Annotated in this window: 10 protein-coding genes; 5 read left to right on the top strand and 5 right to left on the bottom strand. The window is 38.7% G+C overall.

All coding sequences use genetic code 11. The features are described from left to right. Positions 1 to 237 precede the first annotated feature (237 nt). The 5 genes from V7K53_RS33605 to V7K53_RS33585 all read left to right on the top strand — a co-directional run bounded on the left by V7K53_RS33605 (position 238) and on the right by V7K53_RS33585 (position 8,431). Positions 238 to 1,689, top strand: coding sequence for an oligosaccharide flippase family protein (locus V7K53_RS33605; protein ID WP_335201759.1), 1,452 nt, complete (start codon positions 238 to 240; stop codon positions 1,687 to 1,689). Positions 1,690 to 1,754: 65 nt separating this feature from the next. Continuing rightward, positions 1,755 to 2,858 carry a glycosyltransferase family 4 protein gene (locus V7K53_RS33600; RefSeq protein WP_335201758.1) on the top strand — a complete coding sequence of 368 codons (1,104 nt, stop codon included), beginning with the start codon at positions 1,755 to 1,757 and terminating at the stop codon, positions 2,856 to 2,858. A gap of 12 nt (positions 2,859 to 2,870) precedes the next feature. Then, positions 2,871 to 4,085, top strand: a complete 1,215-nt coding sequence (locus V7K53_RS33595) for an O-antigen ligase family protein (RefSeq protein WP_335201757.1) — start codon at positions 2,871 to 2,873, stop codon at positions 4,083 to 4,085. A 292-nt stretch (positions 4,086 to 4,377) separates the two neighbouring features. Further along, complete coding sequence (locus V7K53_RS33590; protein WP_335201755.1) at positions 4,378 to 5,574, top strand: glycosyltransferase family 4 protein; 1,197 nt, start codon at positions 4,378 to 4,380, stop codon at positions 5,572 to 5,574. 628 nt (positions 5,575 to 6,202) lie between these two features. Further along, positions 6,203 to 8,431 carry a GumC family protein gene (locus V7K53_RS33585; RefSeq protein WP_335201754.1) on the top strand — a complete coding sequence of 743 codons (2,229 nt, stop codon included), beginning with the start codon at positions 6,203 to 6,205 and terminating at the stop codon, positions 8,429 to 8,431. A 307-nt stretch (positions 8,432 to 8,738) separates the two neighbouring features. Here the strand turns inward: V7K53_RS33585 and V7K53_RS33580 are convergent, their stop codons facing one another. The 5 genes from V7K53_RS33580 to fabI form a co-directional block, all read right to left on the bottom strand. After that, on the bottom strand, positions 8,739 to 10,124 hold the full coding sequence (locus tag V7K53_RS33580) for a choice-of-anchor Q domain-containing protein (protein WP_335201753.1): 1,386 nt from the start codon (positions 10,122 to 10,124) through the stop codon (positions 8,739 to 8,741). Between the two features lie 829 nt (positions 10,125 to 10,953). Then, entirely contained in the window at positions 10,954 to 12,423 is a 1,470-nt protein-coding gene (locus V7K53_RS33575) for an SLBB domain-containing protein (RefSeq protein ID WP_335201752.1), read from the bottom strand. A 508-nt stretch (positions 12,424 to 12,931) separates the two neighbouring features. Then, the gene (locus tag V7K53_RS33570) at positions 12,932 to 13,915 is read right to left on the bottom strand and encodes an ABC transporter ATP-binding protein (RefSeq protein WP_335201751.1); all 984 of its coding nucleotides are present in this window, start codon (positions 13,913 to 13,915) and stop codon (positions 12,932 to 12,934) included. A gap of 220 nt (positions 13,916 to 14,135) precedes the next feature. Continuing rightward, positions 14,136 to 14,777, bottom strand: a complete 642-nt coding sequence (gene hisB, locus V7K53_RS33565; protein ID WP_335201750.1) for an imidazoleglycerol-phosphate dehydratase HisB — start codon at positions 14,775 to 14,777, stop codon at positions 14,136 to 14,138. Between the two features lie 81 nt (positions 14,778 to 14,858). Further along, on the bottom strand, positions 14,859 to 15,635 hold the full coding sequence (fabI, locus tag V7K53_RS33560; protein WP_335189072.1) for an enoyl-ACP reductase FabI: 777 nt from the start codon (positions 15,633 to 15,635) through the stop codon (positions 14,859 to 14,861). Between the last annotated feature and the right edge of the window lie 311 nt (positions 15,636 to 15,946).

Raw genomic sequence — 15,946 nt, 5'->3', positions numbered from 1 at the left:
TACCATGACAGCTATGATAGCTACGATTAGAGAATTTACTTTCCATATCAATCAATAAATTTATTGCAGTATTCAGTTTAATTTATAGCGGATTAAATTTAGATTTTTCTACATTACTGAGTAATTAGTTACTTGTTTTGTTTGAGGATGCTCTCGAAAAATCTATAAGGATATATCCGACAAAAAATTGTGGTGACTCAAAATGAAATAATTAAGCTGAACTAAAAATTATTAATAATGGTAGAAAAGTACAAATTCATAAGTAATTCCTTCTCGATGATACTCAATCGGTTAGCACAAAGTGTTACAGCTTTTGTATTAACTGCTTCGATTGCTCGTACTCTAGGAGCTGAAGCTTTAGGTCAATATCTACTAGCATATAGCTACTATTTTATCTTTGTGGGCATTGCTTCACAAGGGCTAAAAACATTGTTTACTAGAGAACTAGCTCGTGAGCCACGAAAAACACCAGTCTATTTAATCAGTGGTACTTGTCTACAGTTAATATTTAGTTTTTTCAGTTATGCGGCATTGGTGATTGTAGTATTTTTACTTCCCTATAGTTCCAAAACCTCGACTGTTTGTTACATCATGGGTTTAACGATCATTCCCTTTGCGCTTTCTAATATAACAGAGGCAATTTTTCAAGCGAAAGAAAAGATGCATCTGATTGCGATCGCTACAGTGCCAGTCTATATTTTACGCCTGATAATAATGATTTGGGCGATGCAACTAAAATATGAAATTGAATATTTGGGGGCGATCCTAGTTTTTTCAGAAACACTAATTTTGGTAATTGAATGGATTTTTATTGCCCGGTTAGTAAAAATACAATGGCAGATTGATAGGAGTTTTGTCTTTAATACAATCAAAAATGCACGTACATTTTTTGCTATTGAAGCAATAGCTGTAGTTAGTGGCAGAATTCAAATATTGATCCTTTCATTGTTAGGAAATGAGTTTTTAGTAGGCTTATTTGGCGGAATAACACAATTATTACAACCCTTTATGATTATTGCTAACAGTATAGGTTTAGCAATATTTCCAAGACTTTCAAAGGCTGTAGAGCAAGGACGGCACAAGCAGAGACAGATAGCTGAAAATATTATCGAAATCCTATTAATCATAGCATTACCTTTATATCTTGGAATCTTATTGTTTGGCAAAGATTTACTAGTTTTTCTCTATAATACTAGCTTTGCTGAAGCAAATATAGCCCTTGTTATTAGTGCTGCATCACTCGTTTTTTTGCCGTTTACACGCTCACTGACTTATTTACTTGTAGCCAATGGTTTTGAGATAGTAAACCTACGTGAAGTAGTTATTACCACTACATTAGGGAGCTTGGTAGGTGTAGTATTAGTTTCACATTATCAGTTATTAGGTGCAGCTTTAATGGCATTATTAATGACTGTTTGCGGTTTTAGCCAGTATATTTATTTCACCTATACTCGCCTATTTCCATTAAATTTATGGCGAATTATTTGCAGGCCATTAATAATAACTGTTGGAATGCTACCTATATTAATATTATTACAAAAATTTAGTTTAGACTTTATATTAACTCTAATTATTGCAACTTGTGCCTATGCTTTATTTGTGATTTATTTAGGTATTCACTCTTTTGGAGGATTTCGTTTTTTATGGTCAAAATTGTTAAAAAAGATAGCAGTAATCCGTTTAAGATAAATTCTTATAATTAACTTATAAAAACTAGTGAAATCAATAATTTAAGTGAGGGTATAATTTTAATTATGATTAAAGTTGCTTTATTACATTTTAGCTTTGAAGATTACACTATTGAATTAGCAAACAGTCTGGTTAAACATGTTGATTTAACGCTAATTCATCCACAAAAAATCTCAGATGTCTGTAGGAATGTTCTTGATTCCAGTATCCGCGTGATTAGTTTTAAAAAACCACGGATTCGCGACCCGCGCAACCTATTGTCTATGTACGCAATGATGCGTATTATCAAAGACATACAGCCAGATATTTTGCATGTGCAAGAAACCAACGATCCCTGGTATGATTGGACTTTGTTATTCAACAAGATGCCGCCACTGGTGACAACTATCCACGACATATTTCGTCACCCAGGAGATAGCATGGCTGTATTCGGTTCGGAGTATACCAGACGTATTGCTTTCTATCGTTCCCAACAATTGATTGTCCATACTAATCAACTAAAAAAGATTCTAACTGAACAATTTCGTATACCTCAAGAGCAAGTCAATGTTTTATCACATGGGGAACTTGGTAGTTTGTATCAGCGTCGGGGTAAGGGGATTAGTCAGACTCGTGAGCCAAATACATTGTTATTTTTTGGGCGCATCTGGCCCTACAAAGGATTAAAATATTTACTTCAGGCTATGCCTTTAATTGCTGAACGTATACCTGAAGTCAAGCTGATTATCGCTGGACGAGGAGAAAACATAAAACAATATTTCCCTAATGGGTATGATGAGAAACGCTACGAAATTATCAATGACTTTATCCCCCTTGAAGAAGTAAGTAATCTATTTCAACGCAGTACAGTAACAGTTCTACCATACATAGAAGCCTCTCAAAGTGGTGTGGCAGCCTTATCTTATGGGATGGGAACACTGGTTGTAGCCTCTGAAGTAGGGGGATTAAGTGAGATAATCCAGCATAAAAAAGATGGGTTGTTAGTTCCACCTTGTGATGTCCAATCTTTAGCTGATGCAATTATTCATTTGTTAAGCGATCGCGACTTACAACAACGTATGCAAACTGCGGCATTAGCTCGTTGTCAAGAAGATTTAAATTGGTCAAATATTGCTGCTCAAACAGTCCAAGTTTATTATAAAGAAATGAATATGCAAAAGAAATATTAGTTAAAATTTTTTATGAGTAAAATACTAATTGTTGCTGAACAGGGATTCACAATTGCGAGCTTACTGATGTATTCAGGAGCAATCTTTGTTGTTGTAATGTCAGGAGGAGCAGGACAGACCGATTTAGTAGAATATGATAGCTCTTTGATCCGGATTATTTATTCTTTAATCTATGCAGTTACATTAGTACTACTAGTTTTGCGTTGGAAGACAACTCTTTATTTCCTTAGTAAAGGGTTTTTGCTTTATTTTTTAATTTTATTGTCAGCTATTTCTATTATTTGGTCTTTTGAACCATCAACAACATTAAAAAATAGTTTTGCTCTCATTAATTCTTGTTTATTTGGGCTATATTTTGCTTCGCGATATAGCTTAAAACAGCAGTTACATTTACTTGCTTGGAACTTTGCAATTATTATAATACTTAGTTGCGTTTTTGCTATAGCCTTACCTAAATACGGGATACAGAGCGATTTGGGTAGCCCAAAGTGGCGTGGAGTATTCACGCACAAAAATGGTCTGGGAGCAAGAATGGTAACGAGTAGTATGACTTTTTTTATCCTTGGTTATCAAAATAAAAGACGTAATTGGCTTTTTTGGGGTGGGTTTAGCTTGTCAATAATACTCTTACTTCTTTCCGCTTCAGGTTCATCTCTAATTAATCTATTAATTCTAATATTGGCATTTTTTGCTTTTCAAATTTGGCGCTGGCCATACCAGTTCATGGTACCAACCATAATAATCATAGCTACTATCAGCCAAAGTTTATATTTTTGGTTGTCTAACGATGCTGATATCCTGTTCAGTGCAATTGGTAAAGATGCAACACTGACAGGCCGAACACAGTTGTGGCCATTAGTAATTGATATGATTTGGAAACATCCTTGGCTTGGTTATGGTTATGGTGGATTCTGGCAAGGATGGAATGGTGAATCTGCCTATGTTTGGCTTGGAGCTGGATGGACGCCAAGCCACCCACACAATGGCTATCTGGCTCTTTGCCTAGATCTGGGTCTTTTAGGGTTAGGAGTATTCTTTTTAGGATTTTGGCGCAGTTATCTGCAAGGATTGGCTTGGGTGCGTAGTCATAAGACAGCATTCGATATTTGGCCACTTATACACATGACATTTATAGTCTTATCTAGCCTCACTGAGTCTAATTTGATGGAATCAAATAGTTTGACTTGGATACTCTATGTGGCGGCATCTCTCTCAGTCAGAATGTAAAGATGGATGAAATAAAAATCAGATAGTCAATCAATTATACTTGTAACCAGCTAGTAACAGCAAAACTGATAGCTATTATGATGTGTACATACATATTTATTTCATAACCCAGTTTCACTCAGTATGACTATAGGTTCCATAAATAAGGTATATTTTAGACTTGACAAGTGAGTGTTTTACTAAAGTAACGTTTCACATTTCCCCTGCCTATTACGAATAAGTTAAGGGTTTCGACCATTTTGCCGAGTGAGTGAATAATTGCTTACGAAACTAATTAAAAATTGAAATTATTATGCCATCACCGAAGAAAGTACTAATTATCGTTGAAAATCTTCCAGTTCCCTTTGATAGACGGGTATGGATGGAAGCAACTACTTTGCAAAAATCTGGGTATGAAGTTAGCGTAATTTCACCTACAGGTAATGGCTTTGAAAAAGATTATGAAATTATTGAGCAGATTCACATTTACCGTCATCCTCTACCACCGGAAGAAAGTTCTGTCATTGGCTATCTTCGAGAGTACAGTTGGGCGATTAACTGGCAATTCCGTCTAGCTCAAAAGGTATGGCGAGAGCGTGGTTTTGATGTCATACATATTTGTAATCCGCCCGATCTACTTTTCTTGGTAGCAGCATGGTTTAAATTATTTCATGGTATATCTATTATCTTCGATCATCATGACCTCAGTCCGGAAATGTATGAAGCTAAGTATCGGCGGCGCGATATTTTTTATCATGGATTACGCTGGGCTGAACGCTTGACCTATGCCACAGCAGACATGGTAATTTCAACGAACGAGTCACACCGAGAGGTCGCTCTTAAGCGTGGGCATAAGAAACCAGAGAAAGTATTTGTAGTTCGTAGTGCGCCGGATCTTTCGCGCTTTCGCCGAATGCCTCCAAACCCCAATTACCGTAGAGGTAGAAAGTACTTGATAGGTTACATGGGTGTCATGGGAGAACCAGAGGGTATTGATTATCTCCTAAGAATGGTATATTACATTGTCCACAAAAAAAATCGCTCTGATATTCACTTTATGCTAATTGGTAGTGGACCTATGGCAGAAAAGCTCAAAGAATTATCTAAAGAGTTAGAAGTGAATGAGTTTGTAGAATTTACAGGGTTTAAGCAAGGTGAAGAACTTTTAGAGCGGCTTTCCAGCTGCGATGTGTGTGTAGAGCCTTCTCCAACATCTGCTTATAACGAAAATTGCACCATGAATAAAATCCTTGAATACATGGCAATGGGAAAAGCAATTGTTCAGTTTGATTTGCGAGAGGGAAGACGTTCTGCACAAGAAGCTTCTCTTTATGCCAAGCCTAACGATGAGATAGAATTTGCCGAGAAAATTCTGGAACTTCTAGATTTTTCTGAACGTAGAGAAAAGCTCGGAGCGGAGGGGCGACGTAGAATGGAGGAGATTCTTGAATGGCAATATCAAGCTCCAAAACTGTTAGATGCTTACGATAAAGTTTGGCAAAGTAGGTAGCTAGTTGAACTTTCAGAATTACTATATTAAGTAGGTGGGTTGAGTAATGAGTAGATATTTATAGTCAGAAATTACAAACGACTTTGAAATTTTGGCTTTAGCTAAGATAGTTGATGTGACAAGAAATATAACCGTATAATATCCAGCAAAAAATTAAGCCTTTGATAATCCAGAAACAAATTTGAATATTTATTAATGGTCGATCGCTAATGCAAAAAACTTTTAATTGAACGTCCTGTTACTAAAGGGTTGATTTCTGGGACGGTAGTTATAGCTAGGACGTAGTTAACTCACCTCAAATCCCAAAATTAACAAAGTTTTTGCTCAATAAACGTACATATATCACCGTTACACATTTGCACCAAAATCTGGACTAAATTATTAACTTAAATAATCTAGACTACAATACAGTTAAGTTAAATATTTCTTCCTTCTTGCCTTTGCGTACTTGGCGGTTCGTTAAAAAAAATAATTTTGATAATAGAGTTAAGGCTTAACTGAACCGTATTGATCTATACTATTTTTATATGTAAAATTATACATAATCAGTATTATCAATTGCACTATTTTGCGAGTGTTCTAAGTCAATTTTTTGTTTCTTGCTTAAGACCTGTACTTTGGAAGATTTATGTCAGAAAAATCTATGGAATCTAGAGAATCTATTGATTTAGACCTTAATCGTTACTTATTGATATTGAAAAGATGGTGGCTACCAGCTGTCAGTATATTTGTAGCGACAGTTATTCTGAGTGCCATATCTACAAAATTTCTGAAGCCAGACTATGAAGCAGAAGGAAAACTGTTATTCAGAGTTCCCTCTTTTAAAGTAGCAGGAAATAATCTTTCTCCGGGTACCTCTGAGGGAGCAGACTCAGGCGATTTGAAACCATTGGTAGCAACCCAAAATCCCATAAGCAGTCAGATAGAAGTTATTTCTTCCCCAGCTTTATTACAGCGGACAATTGACAAACTACAACTTAAGGACAAGGAAGGTGAACCTCTAGAGCTGAAAGCACTACAAAAAGCCCTGAACCTAAAAATTATTGGTGGGACAGATGTATTGCGTATTACTTATAGCAGCCACGATCCTGAAGAAGCAGCGGCAGTAGTCAATACAATTATGAGGTTTTATTTAGAAAATGATACTCTGACGAATCGCTCTGAGGCAGGAGCAACTCGTCAGTTTATGGCCAAGCAACTTCCTACAACTCAAGCTGCTGTTAATAATGCAGAAGTAGCGTTACGTATATTTAAACAAAAGCATCAGATTGCAGATTTATCAGAGGAGACAAAGTCAGCTGTTGCGACTATTGGAAATCTAGACAATGAGATGAACACTGTCAAGGCTCAACTGGATGAGGTAAATGCCCAAACCAATGAACTGCGGCAGAAAGTAGAGCTAAATTCTCAGGAAGCGATCGCTGTGAGTGCCCTCAGTCAGTCACCAGCAGTACAGGGAATTCTTACACAACTCCAAGAGACCGATCGGCAGTTAGCGGTTGAGCGCAGCCGTTTTCTAGATGACAACCCTATAATTATTAACCTTGAAGCAAAAAAAGCTAATTTAAAATCTCTCCTGCAACAGCAAGTTGGTCAGACTATTGGCAATCAAACACAAGTTCCACCGAGCCTATTGCAGATTGGAGAACTCAGACAAAGCCTTATACAAAACTTTCTGCAATCAGAAATACAACGTTTTGGCTTAACTCAAAGACTCTCCTCTCTATATAATTCTCGTGCCAGCTACGAACAGCGCGTGAAACTCATACCACAGTTAGCACAAAACCAGCGAGAGTTGGAACGGAAAGTTGAAGTTGCAGAATCGACCTACCAAACTCTATTGAAAAAGGTTCAAGAACTACAGTTAGTTGAAAATACAAATACACCTAGTTCCCGGATTATTGCTCAGGCTTTAGTGCCCGAAGATCCTACATTAACTAAAACAATAATTGTTTTGGTGCTAGGAGTCATGTTCGGTTTATTTTTTGCCACCACAACTGTACTTTTTCTCGCGATGAGAGATATATCTCTAAAAACACTTAAAGAAATTAGAGATGTATTTGGATATACTTTGCTAGGAATTGTTCCTTTGTCTGTTAAAAAGCTTCGTTTTCGTGATTCAAATGCAGAATCAATATCTCAAACAATTGCTGTCCGGGATACTCCCCACTCTTTAACGAGTGAAATGTACCGGATGATTCAAGCAAATCTGAAATTCTTAAGTTCAGATAATTTGCTCAAAACTATCGTGATAACTAGCGCAGTTCCTAAAGAAGGCAAGTCTACAGTTTCAGCTAATTTAGCAGCAGCGATCGCTCAACTAGGACGTCGAGTTTTACTAATCGATGCAGATATGCGAGTTCCTTCTCAGCATCATCTCTGGGAACTAACCAATGAAGTTGGTTTGAGTGAGGTTCTTGTAGGACAGGCTGAATTTGATATTGCCGTATCTAAGGTAATGGACAATCTTGATGTTTTAACTGCTGGAGTTAGACCTCCCAACCCACTTGCTTTGCTTGACTCAAAACGAATGGCATCACTCATTGAGAATTTCTCATCTCAGTACAAGTATGACTTTGTAATTATTGATGCCCCTCCACTGCTTTTGGCAGCCGATGCTTTGACTTTAAGCCAAATGACTGATGGTATTTTGTTAGTAGCCCGACCCGGAGTAATTGATTCCAACAGTGCTAATGCTGCTCAAGAGATATTAGAGAGATCCAGCTACAACGTTCTAGGTTTAGTAGTCAATGGAGTCATTGATAAAAATGAATCTAGTAGTTATCGATATCATTCTCACGAATATTTTAAACCAAGAGAGTTGACAAAAGAGCTTAAGGGACTGGCGAAGAAATAAAGCTTCTAAAAAATTATTTGAGGAGTTACATCAAGCTCCAATTTAGTTGGGTTTATTAGGGTTTTTGCTCGCCTCGGAAGTAACTCCATGCACAAAACCCTGATTCATCCAAATACTTCAGGTCTATTTCTCCAGTAGCCGCACATAATTCCCGCATCTGTATTCTGCTTTGCTTGTTTCTGCGGTCGTACGATGGCGTCTTGTTTTCCTTTGTAGCTCTTCCTCGCCCATTTCCAATTGGGTTGTAGACAAAAAATCTGTATAAATAAGAACTTTACCATACAACCCAATGCAATACTTTTAACTGCTACCGATTTTCGTATGCTCCTCTATCGGGTGCATAACCGGAAGCACGAGGATTGCCTAGAAAATCGGTTTTCAAACTATTCCACTTTAAACCACTATTAATTGCCGGACTTGTTGATTTCAATCTAAAGTCATGATCTGAGGCATTAACAAACTGTGGATCTGCAATCATATCGTTAGATCCTGTAATCTTGATCGTCGAATTACTGGGATAAACATTGTAGTTATAACTGACGTTGACATTTTTCATATTGCTATTCGCAGCATTACCAGGGGAAGGATACATAATGTTATTGAAAATTTTGACATCAGACGAATAACCCGCATAAATTTCGCCCTTTCCCTTTTTTTTAACTTCTGGACTTTGCTGATTCAAATATGCCGTGTTGTTGATAATATCGATATGCTGACTATCATGGGAATGAATACCTGAACCGCCATTATTGTAGGTGAGATTGTTTGCAATTAAAATCCGTCCTCTATATCCTTTTGAAACATCAACAATAATACCATTACCGTCTGAGATCGTTCCGGAACCAATCCAAGGAACGTACATTCGATTGTTGTAGCTTCTGTTATTGGTTACAAATATCTTGTATCCCTGTTTGTTGTCAGAACTCCAATTATTAAGCATGGAAATGCCACTGCAACCATGAACTGTGTACCAAGCGTTATTGAAAACAGTGTTATTATCCACTTTCACATAATCAGCTTGGATTGCTGAGATACCTCCTCCTCCACAATCATGCACTTTGTTGTTCAGAATATTTATGTGATGAGAACGACCTTTGTTTCCTCCTTCAATGCTTATACAACTTCCGTTAGTAAGCGGATTTGATCTGTTATATTTCTGACTTAACGCATAATTACGGGTGATATTAGCATTGTTCCCTATGACCTCCAGCCCGTTAATCTCGATATATGAAGCTCCATTTGAAATCGAGATACCATTCCATGTATTGTGCTGAATTTTTGGAAAATGCCCAGGATATGCTTTATATTTAATCCATGCATTTGCAGTTCCAGAACGTTTAATACCTAATACAGAACCGTTTTTGGGCCCATTCTTGTATTGCCCGTTCATAATAAGTACCGTGTCGCCAGGATTAGTAAGGTTTGCTGCCCTTTGAAGTGTCCTAAAAGCGGATGAGGTCGATAGTCCGCTATTTCTGTCGTTTCCGTTACCACTAACATAGTATGTTGTCGCAGTTGAAATACCACTGATCAGCTTGCGGCTAGGTAGTGGTATTTCCTGAACAGTGGATGGCTGAGGAACATCTTTAAATAAAGACTCTGTTATTCTCTGTCCTTGAACCAGACCTGTTAATGCCCAGGGAAGTACAAAAGATGCGCTCAAACTGAGAAAACCGAAACCATGAATCATCATAGGGAAAAATAGGGTATGTTGCAAAAACTCAATCGTTAACGGTCAGTAACTCTAGCCTTAGTTAATAACCCAGTATTGAATACGGTCGTATCACTGCCACTTGTAAGTTTATACACGGTTTTATAAGTTTAAACCTGCGCATTTTCGCGTAAATATGGCTGAACCACCTTTTGAGCTTGTGTTCCAAAAAATCGCAAACATCTGATAAAATCACTGAATAAAAAATATCAGTATCCAGAGTTACCCTATTCATGAACACCAAGCAACCGTACAAATGGCGTCATTTCCAATTCGACATCATTCTACTGTGTATACGCGGTATCTGTGGTTAAAATAGTATATCTGTCATCAATTAGTTGATTTACTTAAATAATTCTTATGATAATAAGAATCACTGAATGACTAAAAATCAGTGATGAACCAGTATTTACGAAATCTGCTTTCTAAAATATTCTCATTATCATAAGAAATGTGAGTACCTACAATAAAGATTTCAAAAGCCTATCAATGCACATTATGAATTTACAGTGAGAGTTTTAAAGTTTACAGTATTTCTCTATGAGTAATATTACTTAAAATTATTATAATGACGGATATATAGAAGTAGTCAGATAGCTTAGAATATTGGCAAATCATAAGAGAGCGACTATCGCAGCTATTTATAGCAGACTTGTCGTAACAGTATAAAGCCGCTATAAAACACAATTTGCAAGAAGCGATGCCTTGTGGAACATCTGCTATGTTTAACTTGCTTTTGATTAAAGGATAGTGCAATTTTAGGGACGAAGACGGTTGGCCAACGCCCCCAATTTTGCATCTATCTCTTAAACTAGAGTCCGAATAAGTTCAAAAGATTAAAGATAACACCTAAAGGTCCAGTTATGGTATTGACGGTATCGCCAGTCTTAGCTGAACCAGATCGGTTGACTACTACAACGTCATTATTGCGGAGTATGGGATTAGTTTGCTCATTAATCCCAGCCGAGAAATCCACTTTTACTATACGTTTAGTGACAGAACCATTAGGGTTGAGGCGAATTAAATCAACAGCACTACTACTAGCTCTGGCATCATTAAATCCGCCAGCAGCGAGTATAGCTTGATTTAAAGAGCTATTTGGCTGAACGTCTGTTAAGCCTGGTTTTTTAACTTCGCCTACCACACCAACCTGAATCCGTGTAGGAGACAAAGTAGTGGTAGCTAATTGAGTCGCTTCTGCGGGGTTAATTTCAGTTGCCGTCGGAATAACAATCGTATCTCCGTCTTGCACAATGATGTCTTGATTGGCATCACCACTCTGTAACAGTTGCCAAAGATTAATATCTATAGATTGTTCTGAGCCAGTTCTTGTGGGTCGGCGTAGCTTGAGATTACGCACATCAGCTTGTGCTGTAATTCCGCCAGCTAATTGAATTACCCGTGTCACATTTGGTAAACCATTGGGAGTGGTAGTACCGCTGTTAGTGGTTGCGCCCCCCTGTGCATCTGTGTTGGCTGGGGTAACAAGATACGAACCGGGACGGTTAACTTCACCAATAATGGTTACTGTGCGGGGTGTGGTTTGACTGGCGGCAAAGTTAGATGCAAATATATTGCGAGATTCTGCAACGTTGAAGTTGGTTGCTGTCGGCACAACTATAGTGTCTCCATCCCGCAAGGTAATATCCTGCGATAACTTGCCTGTTTGAATGAGTTCTTTCAAATTGAGGGTGACAGCTTGCTCTGAAGAACGTCCTATTCTACGCCGTAATTGAACTTGAGTCACATCCGCAGCTAAAGTCACCCCCTGCGCTGTTGTTAATGCGGCTAATACAGTGGGGTATTGTACGCCTGGATTGTTCCCGGCGCCTCCGCTCAAGCTTAGAGTGTAAGCTCCAGGACGTGTCACCTCTCCAGCAACGAAAATATTGATGGGACGAGGAGACAACAGATTGACTGAGATTAAGGGACGTTTGAGGAAGCGGGCATATCTTCTAGCTATTTCGTCAGAAGCTTGTTCAGTTGTTAGCCCTAGTACCGACACACTGCCAATTAAAGGTAGGTTGATTGCTCCACCTGGGGGAATTTGGTATTCACCTGTATATTCAGGTACTTCAAATACATTTACACGGATGAGATCGCCTCCTCCCAATGAATAATTAGTATCTAATTGTGTTTGTGTGATTGGTGGTTGTGTACTTGGTGGTAATGGTTGTCCCTGAGCTAAACTGGCAGATGACATAGCGGCATTGACAGCAGTTAACAAAGCCATACCTACAGCTGGCTCAATTAGGATTTTAGACAAACTTTTGTTAAGCATATTTACCTGAGACTCTGAAACTACAATCAATAAAGTACTGTCTAAACATTTTTATTTTGACTATACCTAAATATTCAAGTTCCCCGACACTCTTATTTTCCTAGAAAAGTGTGATTTTCCGGAGGAAATTTGTTTATTGAATTTAAATTTTTAGTGAAGTTAGCTTAAAGTTAATGTTGCTTGAATAGAGTAATATCAAAAAATATAGGATTTACACAACTAAACACAGTTTCTACAAGCAATTGTCTGTTAACCAACAATCAAGTAGTCACGAATAAATTTTTCTTGTCAAAGTTAATTTGATGACATTTAAAATCTACAATGAGTAGTAAAGGACTACTAAAATTAAGAACAAGTTCATTAAATAAATACAAATAACCTTTAAAAGATGTGAGAGATGTGAGATTTTTATTTTTTGTAGGTTGCCTTGGGCAAAGAGAACTCAAAAAGGCAGAATTTTTGGTTTTGTTCTTCCAAGCAGTCGACAATTTATTATTTAGCAACAAGACTAATTCGATGAGTTGTTTTTTCTTTGGATTTGTTGAATAAAAAATTCTTCTAGAGAGTGACGTGATAAGTTCATGGCGATAATTTTACCTTCCATGAGACGAAGACTGGCAAGAAAATCATAGTAATCATCTTGTAGTGTACCGTGCCAGGAACCATCAGGCTCAAATATGAGAGTGGGTATCCATTTTTTGAGAATTTCCCAGTCACCACCTTGACCTTTGACGTGATATGTATTCTTACCGCCTAAGAGTTCATTGAGGGAACCAGAGCAAATTAGTTCACCTTGAGCGAGGATGGCAATGCGATCGCAAATCTGTTCTACTTCGCTAAGAACGTGGCTGTTGAAAAAAATCGTCTTACCAGCAGCTTTGAGCGCCAGAATAATTTCCCGCATTTGGTAGCGCCCCACCGGATCGAGACCAGACATTGGTTCATCCAGAAAAACTAAATCTGGCTCGTTAATTAGTGCCTGTGCCATACCAACACGCTGTAGCATTCCTTTGGAATAGCGACGTAGCAGCTTTTTACGAGCGTCGGCTTGCGATAAACCCACCAATTCCAGAAGTTGGGGAATGCGTTGGCGTTGAACACTTTGGGGAATTTGGAATAGCCCAGCAGCTAGCTGCAAAAATTCCCAGCCAGTGAGATAGTCATACAAATAGGGATTTTCTGGTAGATAGCCGATATGTTGCTTAACGTTGCGATCGCCTATGGGTTTACCCAACAACGATCCGCGTCCAGAAGTGGGATGAATAATTCCCAGCAACAATTTTAAAAGGGTAGTTTTCCCAGCACCATTTGGCCCTAGCAACCCAAAGGTTTCGCCTTTGTAAACCTTTAAAGAACAGTTTTTGAGCGATACGACTTTTTGATTTAGCCAAAAACCAGTGCGATAGACTTTTCGCAACTCAGAAGTTAGGACTACTGGTGGAATGTCTATCGTATTAAGTTGAGAATTAGAGTCATCTGCAACAGACTTCATCTCGGTTAAATCACTATTTACCAGCTTGATATTAATTAGAAGTTACCCGGTAGGCTGATAATAACCATCAACTGCTGGTGTGTCAATTATCGGGGACTGGGGACTGGAGACTGGAGACTGGGAAGCAGGCGAGAAGTAGCAGTAAGTCTTTTCCCTCCGCAACTCTACCTCTTGTGCCCAACACCCAATACCCAATACCCAATCACAAATTTGACTCCTTTCATAAAACGCCCTTAGAACTGGGAATTAAGCCAGCACGTCGGGGGTCAATTTCCACTGCCAGCCGTGTTGCTCTTGCAAAAGCTTTAAATGTCGCTTCAATGATGTGATGGGAATTAATACCATCCAGTTGCCGAATGTGCAGTGTTATCTGGCTATGGTTCACCAAAGCCACAAAAAATTCTCGCACCAGTTGGGTGTCATAGGTTCCTACCCGCTGAGTAGGAATTTGCAAGCCATAGCTGAGGTGAGGCCGTCCAGAAAAGTCTAGCGCTACCTGAACTAAGGCTTCATCCAGTGGTGCAAGAAAATTACCAAAGCGGACAATACCTTTTCTGTCGCCTAGTGCTTGGTTAAAAGCTTGCCCTAAAGTAATGCCGACATCTTCGTTAGTGTGATGATCGTCAATTTCCCAGTCTCCCTTGGCTTGGACATCTATATCAATCAGCCCGTGGGAGGCAATTTGATGCAACATGTGATCCAAAAACGGAATACCTGTTGCTGCTGTGCAAGTTCCTCTACCATCCAGGTTGATGGTAACTTGCACATTAGTTTCACCAGTGGTGCGGTGAACAGTGGCAATGCGAGGGGTTTGGGTTAAGAGATCGTAGTTTGAATTAACTTGGCGATTGGTTGTTTGCATGGGGAGTGAAAAAAGTTAGGAGTTAGAAGTTAGGAGTTAAAAATTCATAACTCATAACTCCTAACTCCTAACTTTATCGCGTCACATTCCCATAATTTCATATCCTGCATCTACATAGAGAATTTGTCCGGTAATGCCACTGGACAAATCACTAGACAAGAAAGCCGCAGCGTTGCCCACTTCTAACTGAGTGACGGTTCGTCGTAGGGGAGCTACTTCTTCTACATGATGAATCATATCCAAAATCCCACCCACTGCTGAAGAGGCCAAAGTACGGATGGGGCCTGCGGAGATAGCATTCACGCGGATATTTTGTGGCCCTAGTTCAGCAGCTAGATAACGCACACTCATTTCTAACCCCGCTTTGGCAATTCCCATAACGTTGTAGTTAGGGATTGCCCTAACACCACCTAAATATGTCAGGGTGACGATACTACCTCCCTCTGTCATTAAAGGTTTGGCTGCACCACTTAACTGCACCAGCGAGTAGGTACTAATTTCTAAGGCGGTGTTGAAGCCAGAACGAGAGGTTTGGCTAAAATCTCCAGTTAAATCGTCTTTGCTGGCAAAGGCTAAACAATGGATGAGGATATCTAGCTTTCCCCACTGTTCGCGGATTGTCTCAAAAGTAGATTTAATTTGGTCTTCATCTTGGACATTACAAGGAAGAAATAAGCTGGGGTTAAGAGGTTCAACCAACTCCGCGACTTTTTTCTCCATCTTGCCGCGTTCATCCGGCAGGTAGGTAATACCCAGGTTTGCTCCGGCTTTGTGCAGTTGTTGGGCGATGCCCCAAGCGATCGAGCGGTTATTGGCAATACCTGTAACAAGGGCATTTTTTCCAGTCAGATTTAGCATATAAATTGTTAGTGCGATCGATCATTTAGGAGCATACTAGAATCTGAGGCACGTTTAGTCTTTGTTTTATACAGGATTGGCAAAAATGAATATTGTTAAGGGTGTTTGCTGTGACAAAAATCTTGATTTTTTATAAAGATATTCTCAAGATATCTTTATTTGTTCTTCAAAAAACCTTTTGAATATAGCTATTGGAACTACTTATCAACAAGTTGTAGCTGAAAGGATCAACAATTATGTATCATTATAAACAAAGAGTTATGAAGAGATTAGTTTGAGTATAGGAAAGTACAGAAAGGTTGACGGTGCTT

The sequence above is a fragment of the Nostoc sp. genome, from assembly GCF_036917355.1.
Taxonomy (GTDB): Bacteria; Cyanobacteriota; Cyanobacteriia; order Cyanobacteriales; family Nostocaceae; genus Nostoc.
Note: the sequence above shows the minus strand (reverse complement) of the source record. Positions and strands in the feature narration are given on the sequence as shown.

Coding starts and splice junctions, on each gene's coding strand:
- V7K53_RS33605 (WP_335201759.1), top strand. CDS start 238: ATGGTAGAAAAGTACAAATTCATAAGTAATTCCTTCTCGATGATACTC.
- hisB (WP_335201750.1), bottom strand. CDS start 14,777: ATGCAAACAACCAATCGCCAAGTTAATTCAAACTACGATCTCTTAACC.
- fabI (WP_335189072.1), bottom strand. CDS start 15,635: ATGCTAAATCTGACTGGAAAAAATGCCCTTGTTACAGGTATTGCCAAT.
- V7K53_RS33600 (WP_335201758.1), top strand. CDS start 1,755: ATGATTAAAGTTGCTTTATTACATTTTAGCTTTGAAGATTACACTATT.
- V7K53_RS33580 (WP_335201753.1), bottom strand. CDS start 10,124: ATGATGATTCATGGTTTCGGTTTTCTCAGTTTGAGCGCATCTTTTGTA.
- V7K53_RS33585 (WP_335201754.1), top strand. CDS start 6,203: ATGTCAGAAAAATCTATGGAATCTAGAGAATCTATTGATTTAGACCTT.
- V7K53_RS33570 (WP_335201751.1), bottom strand. CDS start 13,915: ATGAAGTCTGTTGCAGATGACTCTAATTCTCAACTTAATACGATAGAC.
- V7K53_RS33575 (WP_335201752.1), bottom strand. CDS start 12,423: ATGCTTAACAAAAGTTTGTCTAAAATCCTAATTGAGCCAGCTGTAGGT.
- V7K53_RS33595 (WP_335201757.1), top strand. CDS start 2,871: ATGAGTAAAATACTAATTGTTGCTGAACAGGGATTCACAATTGCGAGC.
- V7K53_RS33590 (WP_335201755.1), top strand. CDS start 4,378: ATGCCATCACCGAAGAAAGTACTAATTATCGTTGAAAATCTTCCAGTT.